Genomic DNA, 16,225 nt, shown 5'->3' on the forward strand with positions numbered 1-16,225 from the left:
GGCGCAAAGAGCTGAAAGCAGACGGTCGTTGGGGTTACTGTCAGTTTCGTGTTCGCTGCAGAACGTCGCCAATTGATCCTCGAAATGGTGCGCGCCAACGGGGCGGTATCGCTCCGTGAGCTCGCCCGCGTCGTCCAGACCTCCGAAGTGACCGTACGGCGGGACGTGCGGGCACTGGAGGCAGAAGGACTCCTCGACCGCCGGCACGGCGGTGCGGTCTTGCCGGGCGGATTCACGCGGGAGTCCGGCTTTCCGCAAAAGTCCCATCTCGCGACGGCGGAGAAGACCGCCATCGCCGATGTCGCGGCCGGCCTCGTCGAAGAGGGCGAGGCCGTCGTCGTCGGCGCCGGTACCACCACGCAGGAGCTGGCCCGCCGGCTCGCGCGGGTGCCCGGACTGACCGTGGTCACCAACTCCCTGCTGGTGGCGCAGGCCCTGGCCCATGCCAACCGGGTCGAGGTGGTGATGACCGGCGGCACGCTGCGCGGGTCGAACTACGCGCTGGTCGGCAGCGGGGCCGAGCAGTCCCTCCAGGGGCTGCGGGTCTCGCGGGCCTTCCTCAGCGGCAGCGGCCTGACCGCGGAGCGGGGGCTGTCCACCTCGAACATGCTCTCCGCGAGCGTGGACCGGGCGCTGGTGCAGGCGGCCGCGGAGGTCGTGGTGCTGGCCGACCACACCAAGCTCGGCACCGACACCATGTTCCAGACGGTGCCGACGGACGTGATCACGCGGCTGGTGACCGACGAGCCGCCGGGCCACGACGACCGGGCGCAGACCGAGCTGCAGGCCCTGGCGGACCAGGGCGTGCAGATCACGGTGGCCGGTACGGCGGTCGCGCCGCCGGGCGAGCCGATGCCGGGCCGTCGGCCCCGCCGGGACTCCCCGCTGCCCGTCCAGCGCCGCGGCGGCCCCCAGCTCCGCAGCGCGGTGGCCCTCCCGGAGGCCGCGGCCGACCGGGCACGGGTGGCGGACATGCGACGGCGCTAGCGCCTCCTACGGCGAAGGCCCCGCCCGGTGGTCACCGGGCGGGGCCTTCGTGCGTACGGCGGGACGTCAGTCCTTGATCTCGCAGATCAGGGCGCCCGAGGTGATCGAGGCGCCGACCTCCGCGGTCAGGCCCTTGATCGTGCCGGAGCGGTGCGCGTTCAGCGGCTGCTCCATCTTCATGGCCTCCAGGACCACGACCAGGTCGCCCTCCTGGACCTCCTGGCCCTCCTCGACCGCGACCTTGACGATCGTGCCCTGCATCGGGGAGGCGAGCGAGTCGCCGGAGGCGGCCGGGCCGGACTTCTTGGCGGCGCGGCGCTTCGGCTTGGCACCGCCCGCGGCGGCGGTCCGGGCCAGCGTCATGCCCAGCGAGGACGGCAGGGAGACCTCGAGGCGCTTGCCGCCGACCTCGACGACCACCGTCTCGCGGCCCGGCTCCTCGTCGGCCTCCTCGCCCACGGGCGCGGCGAAGGGCTTGATCTCGTTGACGAACTCCGTCTCGATCCACCGGGTGTGGACCTTGAACGGCGTGCCGTCGGTCGGCGCGAAGGCCGGGTCGACGACGACCGCGCGGTGGAACGGGATGGCCGTGGCCATGCCCTCCACGTTGAACTCGGCCAGCGCGCGGGCGGCCCGCTGGAGGGCCTGCTCGCGGGTGGCGCCGGTGACGACCAGCTTGGCCAGCAGGGAGTCCCAGGCCGGGCCGATGACCGAGCCGGACTCGACGCCGGCGTCCAGGCGCACGCCCGGGCCGGTCGGCGGGTCGAAGACCGTCACGGTGCCGGGCGCGGGCAGGAAGTTGCGGCCCGGGTCCTCGCCGTTGATGCGGAACTCGAAGGAGTGGCCGCGCAGGACCGGGTCCCCGTAGCCCAGCTCCTCGCCGTCGGCGATCCGGAACATCTCGCGGACCAGGTCGATGCCGGTGACCTCTTCGGTGACCGGGTGCTCCACCTGGAGGCGGGTGTTGACCTCGAGGAAGGAGATGGTGCCGTCCACGCCCACCAGGAACTCGACGGTACCGGCGCCGACGTAGCCGGCCTCCTTGAGGATCGCCTTCGAGGCGGCGTACAGCTCGTCGTTCTGGGCCTGGGAGAGGAACGGCGCGGGGGCCTCCTCGACCAGCTTCTGGTGACGGCGCTGCAGCGAGCAGTCACGCGTGGAGACGACGACCACGTTGCCGTGGGAGTCGGCCAGGCACTGGGTCTCGACGTGCCGCGGCTTGTCGAGGTAGCGCTCGACGAAGCACTCGCCGCGACCGAAGGCGGCGACCGCCTCGCGGACCGCGGAGTCGTACAGCTCCGGAACCTCTTCGAGGGTGCGGGCGACCTTGAGGCCGCGACCGCCGCCGCCGAAGGCCGCCTTGATCGCGATGGGCAGCCCGTGCTCCTCCGCGAACGCCACGACCTCGTCGGCACCCGAGACCGGGTCCGGGGTACCGGCGACCAGCGGGGCGCCGGCGCGCTGCGCGATGTGCCGCGCGGCGACCTTGTCACCGAGGTCGCGGATGGCCTGCGGCGGCGGGCCGATCCAGGTCAGCCCGGCGTCGAGGACGGCCTGGGCGAATTCGGCGTTCTCGGAGAGGAAGCCGTATCCGGGGTGGATGGCGTCGGCTCCGGAATCCGCTGCGGCCTGGAGCACCTTGGCCATGTCCAGGTAGCTGGCGGCCGGGGTGTCACCGCCCAGCGCGAACGCCTCGTCGGCCGCGCGGACGTGCAGAGCGTCCCGGTCCGGGTCGGCGTAGACGGCTACGCTCGCGATCCCGGCGTCCCGGCAGGCCCGGGCAACGCGGACAGCGATTTCGCCTCGGTTGGCGATGAGCACCTTGCGCACGATGTCTCCCTCCTTGAAACAAGCTGAGTTTAGGGACTGCCGACACGGCCTTTCGACCCGTCCCCAACGGTGACCTTGCCCACACGGAGTGTCGTTCGAGGCTCTCTTGAGCCGTGAAAACCCTTGTGGCGACGCCGACCAGGGAAATCCCCGACTGCACAGTAACCCCGTCGTGTGGCCAAGGTCTCTGTCTTCCAGGTCAGCGGCCTGACGGGTTTCTTTGTGGAGACCCTACGAACGCCCCTGGCAATCTTTGCCATCGGGACGGGGCTTGGCCAAGAGATGAGGAAGCCGTGCGCACCTCTTGTCCGGCCGTTTACTCGTTAGTAGCCTCCGGGGCGTCGAACACACGGACTCGTCCGGACGGGGGTGGGGGTCGGTGACCCGCAGACTCGTGGCCGCAGCGGCTGCGATCGTGCTCTTCCTTGAGGCCGTCGGCCTCGTCATCGTGCACGTCGTCCTGGGCACGGCGGTCGACCGCCAGTCCATGTCGGTGGCGGGCATGGACCCGGACGTGATGTCCGGGGCGACCTACGCCATGGGCGCCGTCATGGGCGCGTTCCTGGCCTTCTGCGGGCTGTTGGCGGCCCGGACCGCGGTGACCGACCGGGCCCCGGGCCGGGTCGGGCGGCTGGTGCTGATCGGCTGCGCCATCACCCACGGCGTGCTGGGCGCGCTCGTGGTCGGGATGGTCGGCTGGGGCGCCTTCACCTTCATGATGGCGGTCCTGGCGCTGGTGGTGCTCACACTGGTGGCGTACGCCCGGGAGGTCGAGGCGAAGGCCTACGAGGAGCCCCCGGGGCGGGAACTGCCGCCGCCGGCCGCGGTCTGACGGTCCGCAGGATCTGTCGGGTTCCTTCAGGCCCCGGTGGGTACCGGGGGGTGGCCGGAACCGTTTCCGCAGACCTCGGGTTCCGTTGCCGCTCGGGCGTGTTTCGAGCGGGCCTGCGGGTTCGGGGCCGGATCGGGGCCGATCCGGGCCGGTGCGACCCGGCCCGGCGGGCCGGCCGTCAGGTCCACAGGTCGGTGATGGCCACGTCCAGTTCGCCCAGCAGCGAACGCAGCAGCGGCAGCGACAGGCCGATGACGTTGCCCGGGTCGCCGTCGATGCCGTCGATGAAGGGGGCCGAGCGGCCGTCCAGGGTGAAGGCGCCCGCCACGTGCAGGGGTTCGCCGCTCGCGACGTACGCGGCGATCTCCGCGTCACTGGGCTCGCCGAACCGCACGGTGGTCGAGGCGGTGGCCGAGACCTGGCGGCCGGCGGCGGTGTCGATCACGCAGTGCCCGGTGCGCAGCACCCCGGTCCGGCCGCGCATCGCCGTCCAGCGGGCCGTGGCGTCCGCCGCGTCGTCCGGCTTGCCCAGCGCCTCGCCGTCCAGCTCCAGCACCGAGTCGCAGCCGATCACCAGCGCGCCCTCGGCCTCCGCCAGACCGGCCACCACGGCCGCCTTGGCCTCGGCCAGCACCAGCGCCAGCTCCGCGGGCGTGTCGGCGCTCAGGGCGTCCTCGTCCACCCCGCTGACGATCACGTGGGGGGCCATCCCGGCCTGCTGGAGGAGGTTGAGCCGGGCGGGGGAGGCGGAGGCGAGCACGAGCCGGCGCGAAGAGGTCATGCGGCCATCGTAGGAGCCGCGCGCACCGGGCCGGACCCGCGGCCGCCCCGAGCCGATCCCGAGCCGCCCCGAGCGGATCCCGAGCCCGTCGCCGCCGGATCCCGAGCCGGGCCGGACCGGTCCCGGTCCGGCTCGCCCGATCCCGGGCCCGGCCCGTCAGATCCCGGGCACCCCGAGGACGTAGACCACCACGACCATCGCCACCACCAGGAGGACGGTCATCCGGCGGAGCATCGCCTGCGCCCGGCGCATCTCGTCGGGCGGCTCGTTCTTCGGGTCGGACCAGAGCATGTCCCGATCCTGGGCCCGGGAACACCGGTGGCGCCTGAGTACGGGTACTCAGGCGCCACCGGTGTTTCACTCCGGTACGGGCCTCACGCGGGCCAGTACGTCCGGCCCCAGGCCCGCGGTCCCGGCTGCGGCGCGCGCATCCGGGCCACCCGCGCCGGGTCCGACCAGGCCGGTGCCACCCGGCTCGCGCCCGACGGCGCCGAGGCCAGCGCCGCCGCGCGCGCTTGGACCACCGCCAGTGCGGCGGCCAGCTCCTCGGGGGTCGGGTTGCCCTTGACCACCTTGATCATGCGTTGCCTCCCTCTCGCCGCTCCGGGCGCCCTACAGGGGGATGTTGCCGTGCTTCTTCGGCGGCAGGGACTCGCGCTTGGTGCGCAGCTGGCGCAGGCCCTTGACGACGTGCGCCCGGGTGTCGGACGGCATGATCACCGCGTCGACGTACCCGCGCTCGGCCGCGATGTACGGGTTGAGCAGGGTGTCCTCGTAGTCGGCGATCAGCTCCGCGCGGGTCGCCTCCTGATCCTCGGCCGCGGCGATCGTCCTGCGGTGCAGGATGTTCACCGCGCCCTGGGCGCCCATCACCGCGATCTGCGCGGTCGGCCAGGCGAGGTTCAGGTCCGCGCCCAGGTGCTTGGAGCCCATGACGTCGTACGCGCCGCCGAAGGCCTTGCGGGTGATGACGGTGATCAGCGGCACGGTGGCCTCGGCGTAGGCGTAGATCAGCTTGGCGCCGCGCCGGATGATGCCGTTGTACTCCTGGTCGGTGCCCGGCAGGAAGCCCGGTACGTCCACGAACGTCAGCACCGGGATGTTGAAGGCGTCGCAGGTGCGGACGAACCGCGCGGCCTTCTCGCTCGCGTTGATGTCCAGGCAGCCGGCGAACTGCATCGGCTGGTTGGCGACGATGCCGACCGGGTGTCCCTCGACGCGGCCGAAGCCGGTCAGGATGTTCGGCGCGAACATCGCCTGGGTCTCCAGGAACTCGCCGTCGTCCAGCACGTGCTCGATGGCGGTGTGCATGTCGTACGGCTGGTTGGCGCTGTCCGGGATCAGCGTGTCCAGCTCGCGGTCGGTCTCCGAGGTCTCCAGGTCCGCCTCCTCCGGGAAGGCCGGCGGCTCCGAGAGGTTGTTCGACGGCAGGTAGGAGAGCAGGGACTTGACGTACTCGATCGCGTCCTTCTCGTCCCCGGCCATGTGGTGCGCCACACCGGAGGTGGTGTTGTGGGTGCGCGCGCCGCCCAGCTCCTCGAAGCCCACGTCCTCGCCGGTGACCGTCTTGATGACGTCCGGGCCGGTGATGAACATGTGCGAGGTCTTGTCGACCATGACCGTGAAGTCGGTGATGGCCGGGGAGTAGACCGCGCCCCCCGCACAGGGGCCGACGATCAGGCTGATCTGCGGGATCACGCCGGAGGCGTGGACGTTGCGGCGGAAGATCTCGGCGAAGAGGCCGAGGGCCACCACGCCCTCCTGGATCCGGGCGCCGCCGCCGTCGTTGATGCCGACGACCGGGCAGCCGGTCTTCAGCGCGAAGTCCATGACCTTGACGATCTTCTCGCCGTACACCTCGCCGAGCGAGCCGCCGAAGATCGTGAAGTCCTGCGAGTACACGCACACCGGGCGGCCGTCGACCGTGCCGTAGCCGGTGACGACCCCGTCGCCGTACGGGCGGTTCTTCTCGATGCCGAAATTGGTGGAGCGGTGCCGGGCGAACTCGTCCAGCTCGACGAAGGACCCCTCGTCGAGGAGGAGGTCCACCCGCTCACGGGCCGTCAACTTGCCCTTGGCGTGCTGCTTCTCCACCGCCCGGGCGGACCCGGCGTGTACCGCCTCGTCGATGCGGCGCTGCAGATCGGCGATCTTCCCCGCGGTGGTGTGGATGTCGATCTGCTCTGAGGGTTCTGACATCGGGGCTGCGGCTCCCTGCCTGGTCAACCGGATGGCTACTGCCACGTAGCGTAGTGGCGCGCATGGCGCTCGGCAGTGCGGCGTTTGACACACCTAATGTGGCTTGCATGACGCCTTCAGATGCCTCAGCACCCGCCTCCGGTGACCGCTGGTCGAGCCTGGAACGGCCGCCGCTCAACGCCGCCGCGCTGCAGCGCGCACTGCTCGTGCCGGACGGCCTGTGGACCTCCCTCGAGGTGGTGGCGGACACCGGCTCCACCAACACCGACCTCGCCGCGCGGGCGGCGGAACTCCCCGAAGGGGCCGTGCTGGTCGCCGAGGAGCAGTCGGCCGGCCGGGGGCGGCTGGACCGCACCTGGTCCGCGCCGGCCCGCTCCGGGCTCTTCTTCTCCGTGCTGCTGAAGCCGGCGGACGTACCGGTCGAGCGGTGGGGCTGGCTGCCGCTGCTGGCGGGGGTGGCCACCGCCACGGCCGTGGCGCGCACCGCGGGCGTGGACGTCGCCCTCAAGTGGCCCAACGACCTGCTGGTCACCGTCGAGGGCGAGGAGCGCAAGACCGGCGGCATCCTGGCCGAGCGGGCCGGCGACGGGGTGGTGGTCGGCATCGGGCTGAACGTCACGCTGGGCGCCGCGGAGCTGCCGGTGCCGACGGCCGGCTCGCTGGCCCTGGCCAAGGCCGCCGGCACCGACCGGGACCCGCTGCTGCGGGCCGTGCTGCGCTCGCTGGAGACCTGGTACCGGCGCTGGACGGCGGCCGGCGGCGATGCGGGCGCCAGCGGCCTGCTGGAGGCCTACACGGCGGGCTGCGCCACCCTGGGCCGGCCGGTGCGGGCCGAGCTGCCCGGCGGCCGGGAGCTCACCGGTACCGCGGAGTCCCTGGACGCGGACGGCCGGCTGGTGGTGCTCACCGGCGACGGCGGCCGCGAGGCGGTGGGCGCGGGTGACGTGGTCCACCTGCGGGGCAACGGCGGATAGCCGCCGGCGGGCGGCCGCGGCGGACCGCCCGGGGAATCCGCCGCGGGGTCCCCGGGTATCCGCCCGAGGGGCCCGCGGGGGCGTCCGCGGGGTGTCCGGGAGGCCCCCGGAACCGTGGCTTCCGGTGCCGTGGCCCCGGAAGTCGCGGAAGTCCCCGGATTCGGGGATGAGTGAGGAGTGAGCTACGGCACACCTGCCGTATGGTTTAGGCGGTCGCCGGTCCCGCCGGCGATCACCCGGCTCGGTGGGGCAGTGCGTACGGAATGGACAGGAGGCGGCCCTTGACCGTCGACGACACGGCTTCCGGCGCGTCCAGCTCCCCTGTTACCGGCGGGAACGCCCACCCGGCGCCCATCGGCCCGGAGCAGCACACCCCGATGCACGAGGTCGACCACACGGCCGAGCCGACCGCGGACCCGCTCGCCATCCGGCTGGAGCAGCTGATCCTGGGCGCCGAGCGCCGCTACACCCCCTTCCAGGCCGCCCGCAGCGCCGGCGTCTCCATGGAGCTGGCCTCCCGCTTCTGGCGGGCGATGGGCTTCGCGGACATCGGCCAGGCCAAGGCCCTCACCGAGGCGGACGTACTGGCGCTGCGGCGGCTGGCCGGTCTGGTGGAGGCCGGGCTGCTGAGCGAGCCGATGGCGGTGCAGGTGGCCCGGTCCACCGGCCAGACCACCGCCCGGCTGGCGGAGTGGCAGATCGACTCCTTCCTGGAGGGGCTGACCGAGCCGCCCGAGCCGGGGATGACCCGTACCGAGGTCACGTACCCGCTGGTGGAGCTGCTGCTGCCGGAGCTGGAGGAGTTCCTGGTCTACGTCTGGCGGCGGCAGCTGGCCGCCGCCACCGGCCGGGTGGTGCAGGCCGCGGACGACGAGGAGATGGTCGACCGGCGGCTGGCCGTCGGCTTCGCCGACCTGGTGGGCTTCACCCGGCTGACCCGCCGGCTGGAGGAGGAGGAGCTCGGCGAGCTGGTCGAGGCCTTCGAGACCACCGCCGCGGACCTGGTCGCCGCGCACGGCGGCCGCCTCATCAAGACCCTCGGCGACGAGGTCCTGTACGCGGCCGACGACGCCGGCACGGCCGCCGAGATCGCGCTGCGGCTGATCGAGACCCTGGGCGCCGACGAGTCCATGCCCGAGCTGCGGGTCGGCATCGCCTTCGGCACCGTCACGACCCGGATGGGCGACGTCTTCGGCACCACGGTCAACCTGGCCAGCCGCCTGACGTCGATAGCGCCGAAGGACTCCGTGCTGGTGGACGGCGCCCTCGCCACCGAGCTGGGCCGCACCGGCGACGCCCCGGTCTCGGAGAAGTCCGCCGAGCTCGAGGGCGAGGGCGCGGCCCCCTACCGCTTCGCCCTCCAGCCCATGTGGCAGCGCCCGGTCCGCGGCCTCGGCGTCGTAGAGCCCTGGCTGCTGACCCGGAGGGCCCCTAAGATCCCCGGGTAACGCTCGTTAACCGGGAGGGTCGCAGGGATGTCTGAGCAGCGGTTCGGGGAGTTCGTGGCGGTGCGCCGGGAGGGTGACGGGCACGTCGCCGAGCTGGCGCTGGACCGGCCGAAGGCGATGAACGCCGTCTCCAGCGAGATGGCCCGGTCCATCGGCGCGGCCTGCACGGCGCTGGCCGGGGACCCGTCGGTGCGGGTGGTGGTGCTGACCTCGACGCACGAGCGGGCCTTCTGCGTCGGCGCCGACCTCAAGGAGCGCAACTCCTTCACCGACGCCGAACTGGTGCGCCAGCGGCCCACCGCGCGCGGCGCCTACACCGGGGTGCTGGAGCTGCCGATGCCCACCGTCGCGGCCGTCCACGGCTTCGCGCTGGGCGGCGGCTTCGAGCTGGCGCTGTCCTGCGACGTGATCGTGGCCGACGAGAGCGCCGTGGTGGGCCTGCCGGAGGTCTCGGTGGGCGTCATCCCCGGCGGCGGCGGTACGCAGCTCCTGCCGCGCCGGGTCGGGGCGGCCCGGGCGGCCGAGCTGATCTTCTCCGCGCGCCGGGTCGAGGCGGCCGAGGCGCGGCAGCTGGGGCTGGTGGACGAGCTGGTGCCGGCCGGGCAGGACCGGGCCCGGGCGCTGGAGCTGGCCGGCGCGATGGCGGCCAACTCGCCGGTCGGGCTGCGCGCCGCGAAGCGGGCGCTGCGGCTGGGCCACGGCCTGGACCTGCGGGCCGGGCTGGAGGTCGAGGACGCTGCCTGGCGCTCGGTGGCCTTCTCCGGCGACCGGGCCGAGGGCGTCGCGGCCTTCAACGAGAAGCGCAAGCCGAACTGGCCGGGGGAGTAGCCCGCACCGAAGGCCCGGGCGGTGGGTCTCACCGTCCGTGGCCGCCGGTCGACCGACCGCCTCCACAATCATCACGAAATCGGACGATATTCCGTAATCTGGGGTGATGGGAGTTGACGGGCGACTGCGGGCCGTGGTCGGCCTCGCGCAGGCCATGGCGGCGGCGCACACGCCGAGCGAGTCCGTCCGGGCCGCGGCGCGCGGGGCGCGGCTGGCGATGGACGGGTCCTTCGCCGCCGTCTCGGCCTGGGAGCGGGAGCGCGGCCGGCTGCGCGTCCTGGTGAACGAGGGCGAGCGGACCGCGGGCGAGGAGGAGTTCCCCTCCGACGAGTCCTATCCGGTCCACGACTTCCCCGAGATCACCGAGTTCCTGCACGAGCGCTGGGCGGGCGGCGGCGGCCCGCACGCCTGGGTGGAGACCGCCGACGGCCCCGGCAACCGCGCGGCGGGCCTGCGGCGGCGGGGCCGGGGCAGCTGCGTGGTCGCGCCGATCGTGCTGCACGGCCGGGCCTGGGGCGAGCTGTACGTGGCCCGGCCGGCGGGCGGGCCGGTCTTCGACGAGGACGACAGCGAGTTCGCGACCGTGCTGGCCGCCGTCGTGGCCGCCGGGATCGCCCAGAACGAGCGGCTGGAGGAGGCCCGCCGGCTGGCCTTCACCGACCCGTTGACCGGGCTGGCCAACCGCCGCGCGGTCGACATGGTCCTCGACGAGGCGCTGGAGCGGCACCGCTCGGACGGGAGCGTGGTCTCCCTCGTGGTCTGCGACCTGAACGGCCTCAAGAAGGTGAACGACACCCTCGGCCACGCCATGGGCGACCGGCTGCTGGAGCGGTTCGGCTCGGTGCTCTCGCTGTGCGGGGCGATGCTGCCCGGGGCGCTGGCCGCCCGGCTGGGCGGGGACGAGTTCTGCCTGGTGTCGGTGGGTCCCGGTGCGGACGCGGTGGTCGCGGCAGCCGAGCAGCTGTGCACCCGGGCCGCCGACCTCGACCTGGGGGAGGGGGTGGCCTGCGGGATCGCCTCGACCGGGGACCCGATCGGCCCGGTGAAGTCCTCCCGGCGGCTCTTCCGGCTCGCCGACGCGGCCCAGTACAAGGCCAAGGCGGCCCGGTCCGGCAAGCCGGTGGTGGCCGGCCGGGACACCGCCGTGCTGCCGCTGGCGGACGCGCCGCAGCCGGGCTCGTCCGAGCGCCGCCGGTTCCGCGGCCGGGCGGAGTGACCGGAGTGGAGCAACAGGGCGGGCGCGGCAGAAGTGGCTGAAGTTCGCTAGGGGGACGGAAAGCCTCCCGTATGTAAGGAGTCAAACGATCCGTTCCGCCGTACAGCCACCTAGTGACATGAAGGGATTCAGTCCGTAGGGTGCTGAATATGGATATGCACACTGTCGTGGTGGGGACGTCCGGGACCACCGCCGAAGACGTCATCGCCGTGGCCCGCGGCAACGCTCGGATCGAGCTGTCCCCCGAGGCCCTGGGCGCCCTCGCCCGCGCCCGCGAGATCGTCGAGGCGCTGGCCGCCAAGCCCGAGCCGGTCTACGGCGTCTCGACCGGCTTCGGCGCCCTCGCCACCCGGCACATCAACCAGGACCTGCGCGCCCAGCTCCAGCGCAACATCGTCCGCTCGCACGCGGCCGGCATGGGCCCGCGGGTCGAGCGCGAGGTCGTCCGCGCGCTGATGTTCCTGCGCCTGAAGACGGTGGCCTCCGGCTACACCGGCGTCCGCCCCGAGGTCGCGCAGACCATGGCCGACGTGCTCAACGCCGGCATCACCCCGGTCGTCCACGAGTACGGCTCGCTCGGCTGCTCCGGCGACCTCGCGCCGCTCTCCCACTGCGCCCTCACCCTGATGGGCGAGGGGGACGCCGAGGGCCCCGACGGCGAGGTCCGCCCGGCCGGCGAGCTGCTCGCCGCCCACGGCATCGCCCCCGTCGAGCTCCGCGAGAAGGAGGGCCTGGCCCTCCTGAACGGCACCGACGGCATGCTCGGCATGCTGTGCATGGCCCTGGCCGACCTGAAGAAGCTCTTCACCTCGGCCGACGTCACCGCCGCCCTCTCCCTCGAGGCGCTGCTGGGCACCGACAAGGTCCTCGCGCCCGAGCTGCACGCCATCCGCCCGCACCCGGGCCAGGGCGCCTCCGCGGCCAACATGCTCGCCGTCCTGGCGGGCTCCGGCCTCACCGGCCACCACCAGGACGACTCCCCGCGCGTCCAGGACGCCTACTCGGTGCGCTGCGCCCCGCAGGTCGCCGGCGCCGGCCGCGACACCATCAGCCACGCCGAGCTGGTCGCCTCCCGCGAGCTGGCCGCCGCGGTCGACAACCCGGCCGTGCTGCCGGACGGCCGGGTCGAGTCCAACGGCAACTTCCACGGCGCCCCGGTCGCCTACGTCCTGGACTTCCTGGCCATCGCCGCCGCCGACCTCGGTTCCATCGCCGAGCGCCGCACCGACCGGCTGCTCGACAAGAACCGCAGCCACGGCCTGCCGGCCTTCCTCGCGGACGACGCGGGCGTCGACTCCGGCCTGATGATCGCCCAGTACACACAGGCCGCACTGGTCAGCGAGATGAAGCGGCTGGCCGTCCCGGCCTCCGCCGACTCCATCCCGTCCTCCGCGATGCAGGAGGACCACGTCTCCATGGGCTGGTCGGCCGCGCGCAAGCTGCGCACCGCGATCGACAACCTGACCCGGATCATCGCCATCGAGCTGTACGCGGCCACCCGGGCCATCGAGCTGCGCACCTCCGCGCACCTGAGCCCGGCCCCGGCCAGCGCCGCCGTGATCGCCGCCGCCCGCGCGGCCGGCGTCGAGGGCCCCGGCCCGGACCGCTTCCTGGCGCCGGACCTGGCCGCGGCCGAGGCCTTCGTCCGGGCCGGCGGCGTGGTCGAGGCCGTGGAGCCGGTGACGGGCCCGCTGGCCTGAGGACCGTCCCGCAGCACGCGCGAGGGCCGCACCGGACATCCGGTGCGGCCCTCGCGCGTACGGGTCTCGGCGGGCGGGTCTCAGCGCGCGCGGGAGCGGCGGGTGGAGAAGGCCACGCAGCCCGCGCCGACGCTCAGGAACAGCGCGCCACCGAGCAGATACGGACTGGTGTCCACGCCCCCGGTGTCGGCCAGCGCCAGCTGTGCCGGCTGGTCGGCGGGCAGCGCCGCGGACGTCCCGGACCGGACCGAAACGGAATGGACGTTCTGGTGTGTGGGGGCAGCGGCGTGCTCCTGGGTGGCGTTCGCCGAGGGGACGAACCACAGGGCGGTCAGCAGGGTGCCCGCTCCGATGGCGGTGAGAAGCGGTCGACGTGCGAACACGGGTCGATCCCCCTTGTGGCAGCAGCGAATTGGCCGTGTGCGCCGATGCTACGGAAAGGGGCGGGTCGTGGGAAAGCCAGGGGGGTGCTGGGCATACCCTCCGTCCCATGAACGGATCTGATGCATCACGGTACGTGCGCCTTAGGGTCGATTTGGTGCTGGAGGTTCCGGAACCGGAAGCTCTCACCGGGGCCGCCTTGGAGCGCATCGAGGCGGACGAGTACATGCCCGACGAGGAGCGCGCGCACGCCGAATCCGCCGTACGCGAGGACGAAGCGGAAGCCATCGCCTACCTGGTCGACCCCTTTGACCTGATCGCCGAGGTGCCCGGGGTGGAGCTGGCCCAGGCCTCCTGGAGCACCGAGCCCGTGGAATACGACCCCGACTCCACCGACTGGGACGACGAGGAGGAAGATGGTCCCTTCGACGACGAGGACCGCGAGGCGGACCGCGCGTAGGGCACACACCGGGAGCGCTCGTGGGGTTTCCCACAGATCGCTCCCCGGTGGAACCGTTCTCGCGCATCCTGGCGTTGTCGTAACGAGCGGGGAAGGTCCCTACGGACCGCCCCGCCCGGGGACCCGGGGAGATTCGGCAACGATGGAGAAGCGTGTGAGGACGGACAGCAAGCGGCGGCGCAGGGCCCTGGCGGCCGCGTCCGCTCTGCTCGGCGGCGTACTGGTGCTGACGGCGTGCGGCGGCGGGGACGACGACGCGGCGGGCAACACCGACGCGACGAAGAAGTCCCAGGCGGATGCCGACGCGGCAGCGGCCAAGGACGCGTCCAAGGCGCGAATAGCCATCCAGCCGAAGAACGGCGCGACCAACGTCGGCATCAACAGCGCCGCCTCGGTCACGGTCGCCGACGGCACCCTCACCCAGGTCGAGATGAAGACCTCCGAGGGCGCGGCCGTCGAGGGCAAGATCTCCTCGGACGGCAAGAGCTGGAAGCCGGCCGGCAAGCTCAAGCGCGCCACCAAGTACGTCCTCGCGGCCACCGCGAAGGACGACGCGGGCCGCGAGGCGCACGAGAACGCCTCCTTCACCACCGTCTCCGAGGCCAACAGCTTCATCGGCTCCTTCACGCCCGAGGACGGCTCCACGGTCGGCGTCGGCATGCCCGTGTCGATCAACTTCGACAAGCCGATCAAGGACGAGAAGGCCGTCCAGGCGGCCATCGAGGTCTCCTCGGACAGCGGCCAGGAGGTCGTCGGGCACTGGTTCAACTCCCAGCGCCTGGACTTCCGCCCGGAGGACTACTGGAAGGGCGGCTCCACCGTCACGCTGAAGATGAAGCTGGACGGCGTCGAGGGCGCCCCCGGCGTCTACGGCGTGCAGGAGCGCACGGCCACCTTCACCATCGGCCGCAACCAGGTCTCCACGGTCGACGCCAAGACCCACATGATGACGATCACGCGGGACGGGAAGTTCTACAAGAAGATCCCGATCTCGGCGGGCTCCCCGGAGAACCCGACGTACAACGGCCAGATGGTGATCTCCGAGAAGTTCAAGGAGACCCGGATGAACGGCGCCACCGTCGGCTTCACGGACGACGACGGCAAGGGCGAGTACGACATCAAGGACGTCCCGCACGCCATGCGGCTGTCCACCTCCGGCACCTTCGTGCACGGCAACTACTGGGGCGCCGACTCCGTCTTCGGCAGCGCCAACACCAGCCACGGCTGCGTGGGCCTGCGCGACGTCAAGGGCGCCGGCGACCCGAACGCCCCGGCCGCCTGGTTCTACAACAACTCGCTGATCGGTGACGTGGTGACGGTCGTCAACTCGCCCGACAAGACGATCAAGCCGGACAACGGCCTCAACGGCTGGAACATGAGCTGGACGGAGTGGAAGGCCGGCTCGGCCGTCTGAGCCACCGGTCCTTCCCGCCCGTACGCCGACGGCGGTGCGGCCCCCACGGGGGCGGCACCGCCGTCGGCGTCGTTGCGTAGGGTCGGGGGCATGACAGTCACCCCGCTGACCGCGCCGCCCACCGATGCCGATGCCGACGCCTGGCTGGGGGTGCTCGCCGCCGCGCAGGCCGTGGACCTGCCCGGGCTGCCGGCGCCGAGCCGGGTGGAGACGGCCGGCCGCATCCAGGTGCCGCCGGCCCGCGGGCGCGCGGTGTGCCTCGCGGCCACCGACGGGGACGAGGGGCCGGCAGGGGACTGGGCCGGGCTGGCCGGGCTGCTGCTCTTCAGCGACCCCGGCAACACCCACACCGCCTTCCTCGACGTCCTGGCGGTACGCCCGGACGCCCGCCGCCGGGGCGTGGGCACCGCCCTGTGGGAGCGGGTGCGGGCCGAGCTGGCGGCCGACCGGCGCAGCTCCGTGAGCACCGTCGTCGACCTGGGCGGGCCCGGCGAGGCCTTCGCCGCCGGCCTGGGCTTCGAGAACGTCCTCCCCATGGCCTGGTACGTCCAGGACACCGCGGAGCCGCGGGAGGTGCCCGCGCTGCCGGAGGGCTACCGGTTCGCCGGCTGGTCCGGCATCGCGCCGGACGAGTACGCCTGGCCGGCCGCGGTGGCGCACGCCGCGATGGAGGACGCCCCCAGCGGCGGGATGGACGAGCAGCCCCCGCAGTGGGACGCCGAGAAGCTGCGGGCCGCGCAGCGGCTGATCCTGGACCGGGGCGGCCGGCTGCACACCATGTGCGTGCTCACCGGGGCCGGCGAGGTGGCCGCGTACACCGAGCTGGTGCTGCCCGACCCGGCCACGCCCCGGGCGATCCAGTACGACACCGTGGTCGTGCCCGAGCACCGGGGCCACGGCCTGGGCCGGGCCGTGAAGCTGCGCGCCCTGGCCGAGCTGCGGGAGCTGCACCCGGGGGTGCGGCAGATCGCCACCACCGTCGCCGACGAGAACACCGCCATGCGGGCGGTCAACGCCTCCCTCGGCTACCGGCACGAACGGGCCTGCGCGGTCTTCCAGCACACCCTCTGACGACCCCCTGGCGCTGGGACATGACGTACGAAGTGGATCTCGCGGCTGCGGCCGTGGACGCAGTGGCGCGGGCCGGGGCGATGGCGGCGACGGCGAGCGGGGCC

Annotated in this window: 16 protein-coding genes; 10 read left to right on the forward strand and 6 right to left on the reverse strand. The window is 73.0% G+C overall.

Features of this window, described 5'->3' with window-relative positions:
* The first annotated feature begins 48 nt into the window (after positions 1-48).
* Positions 49-987: a DeoR/GlpR family DNA-binding transcription regulator gene (locus tag AB0O40_RS14425; RefSeq protein WP_365040087.1), complete on the forward strand. Its 939-nt coding sequence runs from the start codon at positions 49-51 to the stop codon at positions 985-987.
* A gap of 66 nt (positions 988-1,053) precedes the next feature.
* Here the strand turns inward: AB0O40_RS14425 and AB0O40_RS14430 are convergent, their stop codons facing one another.
* A complete protein-coding gene (locus tag AB0O40_RS14430) occupies positions 1,054-2,817 on the reverse strand; it encodes a biotin carboxylase N-terminal domain-containing protein (protein ID WP_365040090.1) in 1,764 nt (587 codons plus the stop codon).
* Between the two features lie 379 nt (positions 2,818-3,196).
* On the opposite strand from AB0O40_RS14430, the gene AB0O40_RS14435 reads away from it, so the two are divergent.
* A complete protein-coding gene (locus AB0O40_RS14435; RefSeq protein WP_365040093.1) occupies positions 3,197-3,649 on the forward strand; it encodes a hypothetical protein in 453 nt (150 codons plus the stop codon).
* Positions 3,650-3,827: 178 nt separating this feature from the next.
* On the opposite strand, the gene AB0O40_RS14440 is transcribed toward AB0O40_RS14435, so the two are convergent.
* The 4 genes from AB0O40_RS14440 to AB0O40_RS14455 all read right to left on the reverse strand — a co-directional run bounded on the left by AB0O40_RS14440 (position 3,828) and on the right by AB0O40_RS14455 (position 6,629).
* Positions 3,828-4,430 (reverse strand): nucleoside triphosphate pyrophosphatase, encoded by a 603-nt coding sequence (locus tag AB0O40_RS14440; protein WP_365040096.1) that lies wholly within the window; start codon positions 4,428-4,430, stop codon positions 3,828-3,830.
* Between the two features lie 156 nt (positions 4,431-4,586).
* Positions 4,587-4,721 carry a hypothetical protein gene (locus tag AB0O40_RS14445; protein WP_365040099.1) on the reverse strand — a complete coding sequence of 45 codons (135 nt, stop codon included), beginning with the start codon at positions 4,719-4,721 and terminating at the stop codon, positions 4,587-4,589.
* Positions 4,722-4,804: 83 nt separating this feature from the next.
* Positions 4,805-5,011 carry an acyl-CoA carboxylase epsilon subunit gene (locus AB0O40_RS14450; RefSeq protein ID WP_365040102.1) on the reverse strand — a complete coding sequence of 69 codons (207 nt, stop codon included), beginning with the start codon at positions 5,009-5,011 and terminating at the stop codon, positions 4,805-4,807.
* A gap of 31 nt (positions 5,012-5,042) precedes the next feature.
* Positions 5,043-6,629 (reverse strand): acyl-CoA carboxylase subunit beta, encoded by a 1,587-nt coding sequence (locus tag AB0O40_RS14455; protein ID WP_365040105.1) that lies wholly within the window; start codon positions 6,627-6,629, stop codon positions 5,043-5,045.
* Between the two features lie 107 nt (positions 6,630-6,736).
* Here AB0O40_RS14455 and AB0O40_RS14460 point away from each other — a divergent pair, with 107 nt between their 5' ends.
* The 5 genes from AB0O40_RS14460 (at position 6,737) to hutH (ending at position 12,795) form a co-directional block, all read left to right on the forward strand.
* Positions 6,737-7,603 carry a biotin--[acetyl-CoA-carboxylase] ligase gene (locus tag AB0O40_RS14460; RefSeq protein WP_365040108.1) on the forward strand — a complete coding sequence of 289 codons (867 nt, stop codon included), beginning with the start codon at positions 6,737-6,739 and terminating at the stop codon, positions 7,601-7,603.
* A gap of 377 nt (positions 7,604-7,980) precedes the next feature.
* A complete protein-coding gene (locus tag AB0O40_RS14465; protein ID WP_365040145.1) occupies positions 7,981-9,051 on the forward strand; it encodes an adenylate/guanylate cyclase domain-containing protein in 1,071 nt (356 codons plus the stop codon).
* 27 nt (positions 9,052-9,078) lie between these two features.
* Positions 9,079-9,879, forward strand: coding sequence for an enoyl-CoA hydratase-related protein (locus tag AB0O40_RS14470; RefSeq protein ID WP_365040110.1), 801 nt, complete (start codon positions 9,079-9,081; stop codon positions 9,877-9,879).
* A 106-nt stretch (positions 9,880-9,985) separates the two neighbouring features.
* Positions 9,986-11,095 carry a GGDEF domain-containing protein gene (locus AB0O40_RS14475; RefSeq protein ID WP_365040113.1) on the forward strand — a complete coding sequence of 370 codons (1,110 nt, stop codon included), beginning with the start codon at positions 9,986-9,988 and terminating at the stop codon, positions 11,093-11,095.
* A gap of 155 nt (positions 11,096-11,250) precedes the next feature.
* The gene (gene hutH / locus AB0O40_RS14480) at positions 11,251-12,795 is read left to right on the forward strand and encodes a histidine ammonia-lyase (RefSeq protein WP_365040148.1); all 1,545 of its coding nucleotides are present in this window, start codon (positions 11,251-11,253) and stop codon (positions 12,793-12,795) included.
* A gap of 80 nt (positions 12,796-12,875) precedes the next feature.
* On the opposite strand, the gene AB0O40_RS14485 is transcribed toward hutH, so the two are convergent.
* Positions 12,876-13,178: a hypothetical protein gene (locus AB0O40_RS14485; protein ID WP_365040116.1), complete on the reverse strand. Its 303-nt coding sequence runs from the start codon at positions 13,176-13,178 to the stop codon at positions 12,876-12,878.
* 155 nt (positions 13,179-13,333) lie between these two features.
* Here AB0O40_RS14485 and AB0O40_RS14490 point away from each other — a divergent pair, with 155 nt between their 5' ends.
* The 3 genes from AB0O40_RS14490 (at position 13,334) to AB0O40_RS14500 (ending at position 16,121) form a co-directional block, all read left to right on the forward strand.
* Entirely contained in the window at positions 13,334-13,636 is a 303-nt protein-coding gene (locus AB0O40_RS14490; protein WP_365040119.1) for a hypothetical protein, read from the forward strand.
* A 142-nt stretch (positions 13,637-13,778) separates the two neighbouring features.
* Positions 13,779-15,050 (forward strand): Ig-like domain-containing protein, encoded by a 1,272-nt coding sequence (locus tag AB0O40_RS14495; protein ID WP_365040122.1) that lies wholly within the window; start codon positions 13,779-13,781, stop codon positions 15,048-15,050.
* A 90-nt stretch (positions 15,051-15,140) separates the two neighbouring features.
* Positions 15,141-16,121: a GNAT family N-acetyltransferase gene (locus AB0O40_RS14500; protein WP_365040125.1), complete on the forward strand. Its 981-nt coding sequence runs from the start codon at positions 15,141-15,143 to the stop codon at positions 16,119-16,121.
* Positions 16,122-16,225: the final 104 nt, after the last annotated feature.

The organism is Streptomyces sp. NPDC089919, assembly GCF_040684615.1.
GTDB lineage: Bacteria > Actinomycetota > Actinomycetes > Streptomycetales > Streptomycetaceae > Streptomyces.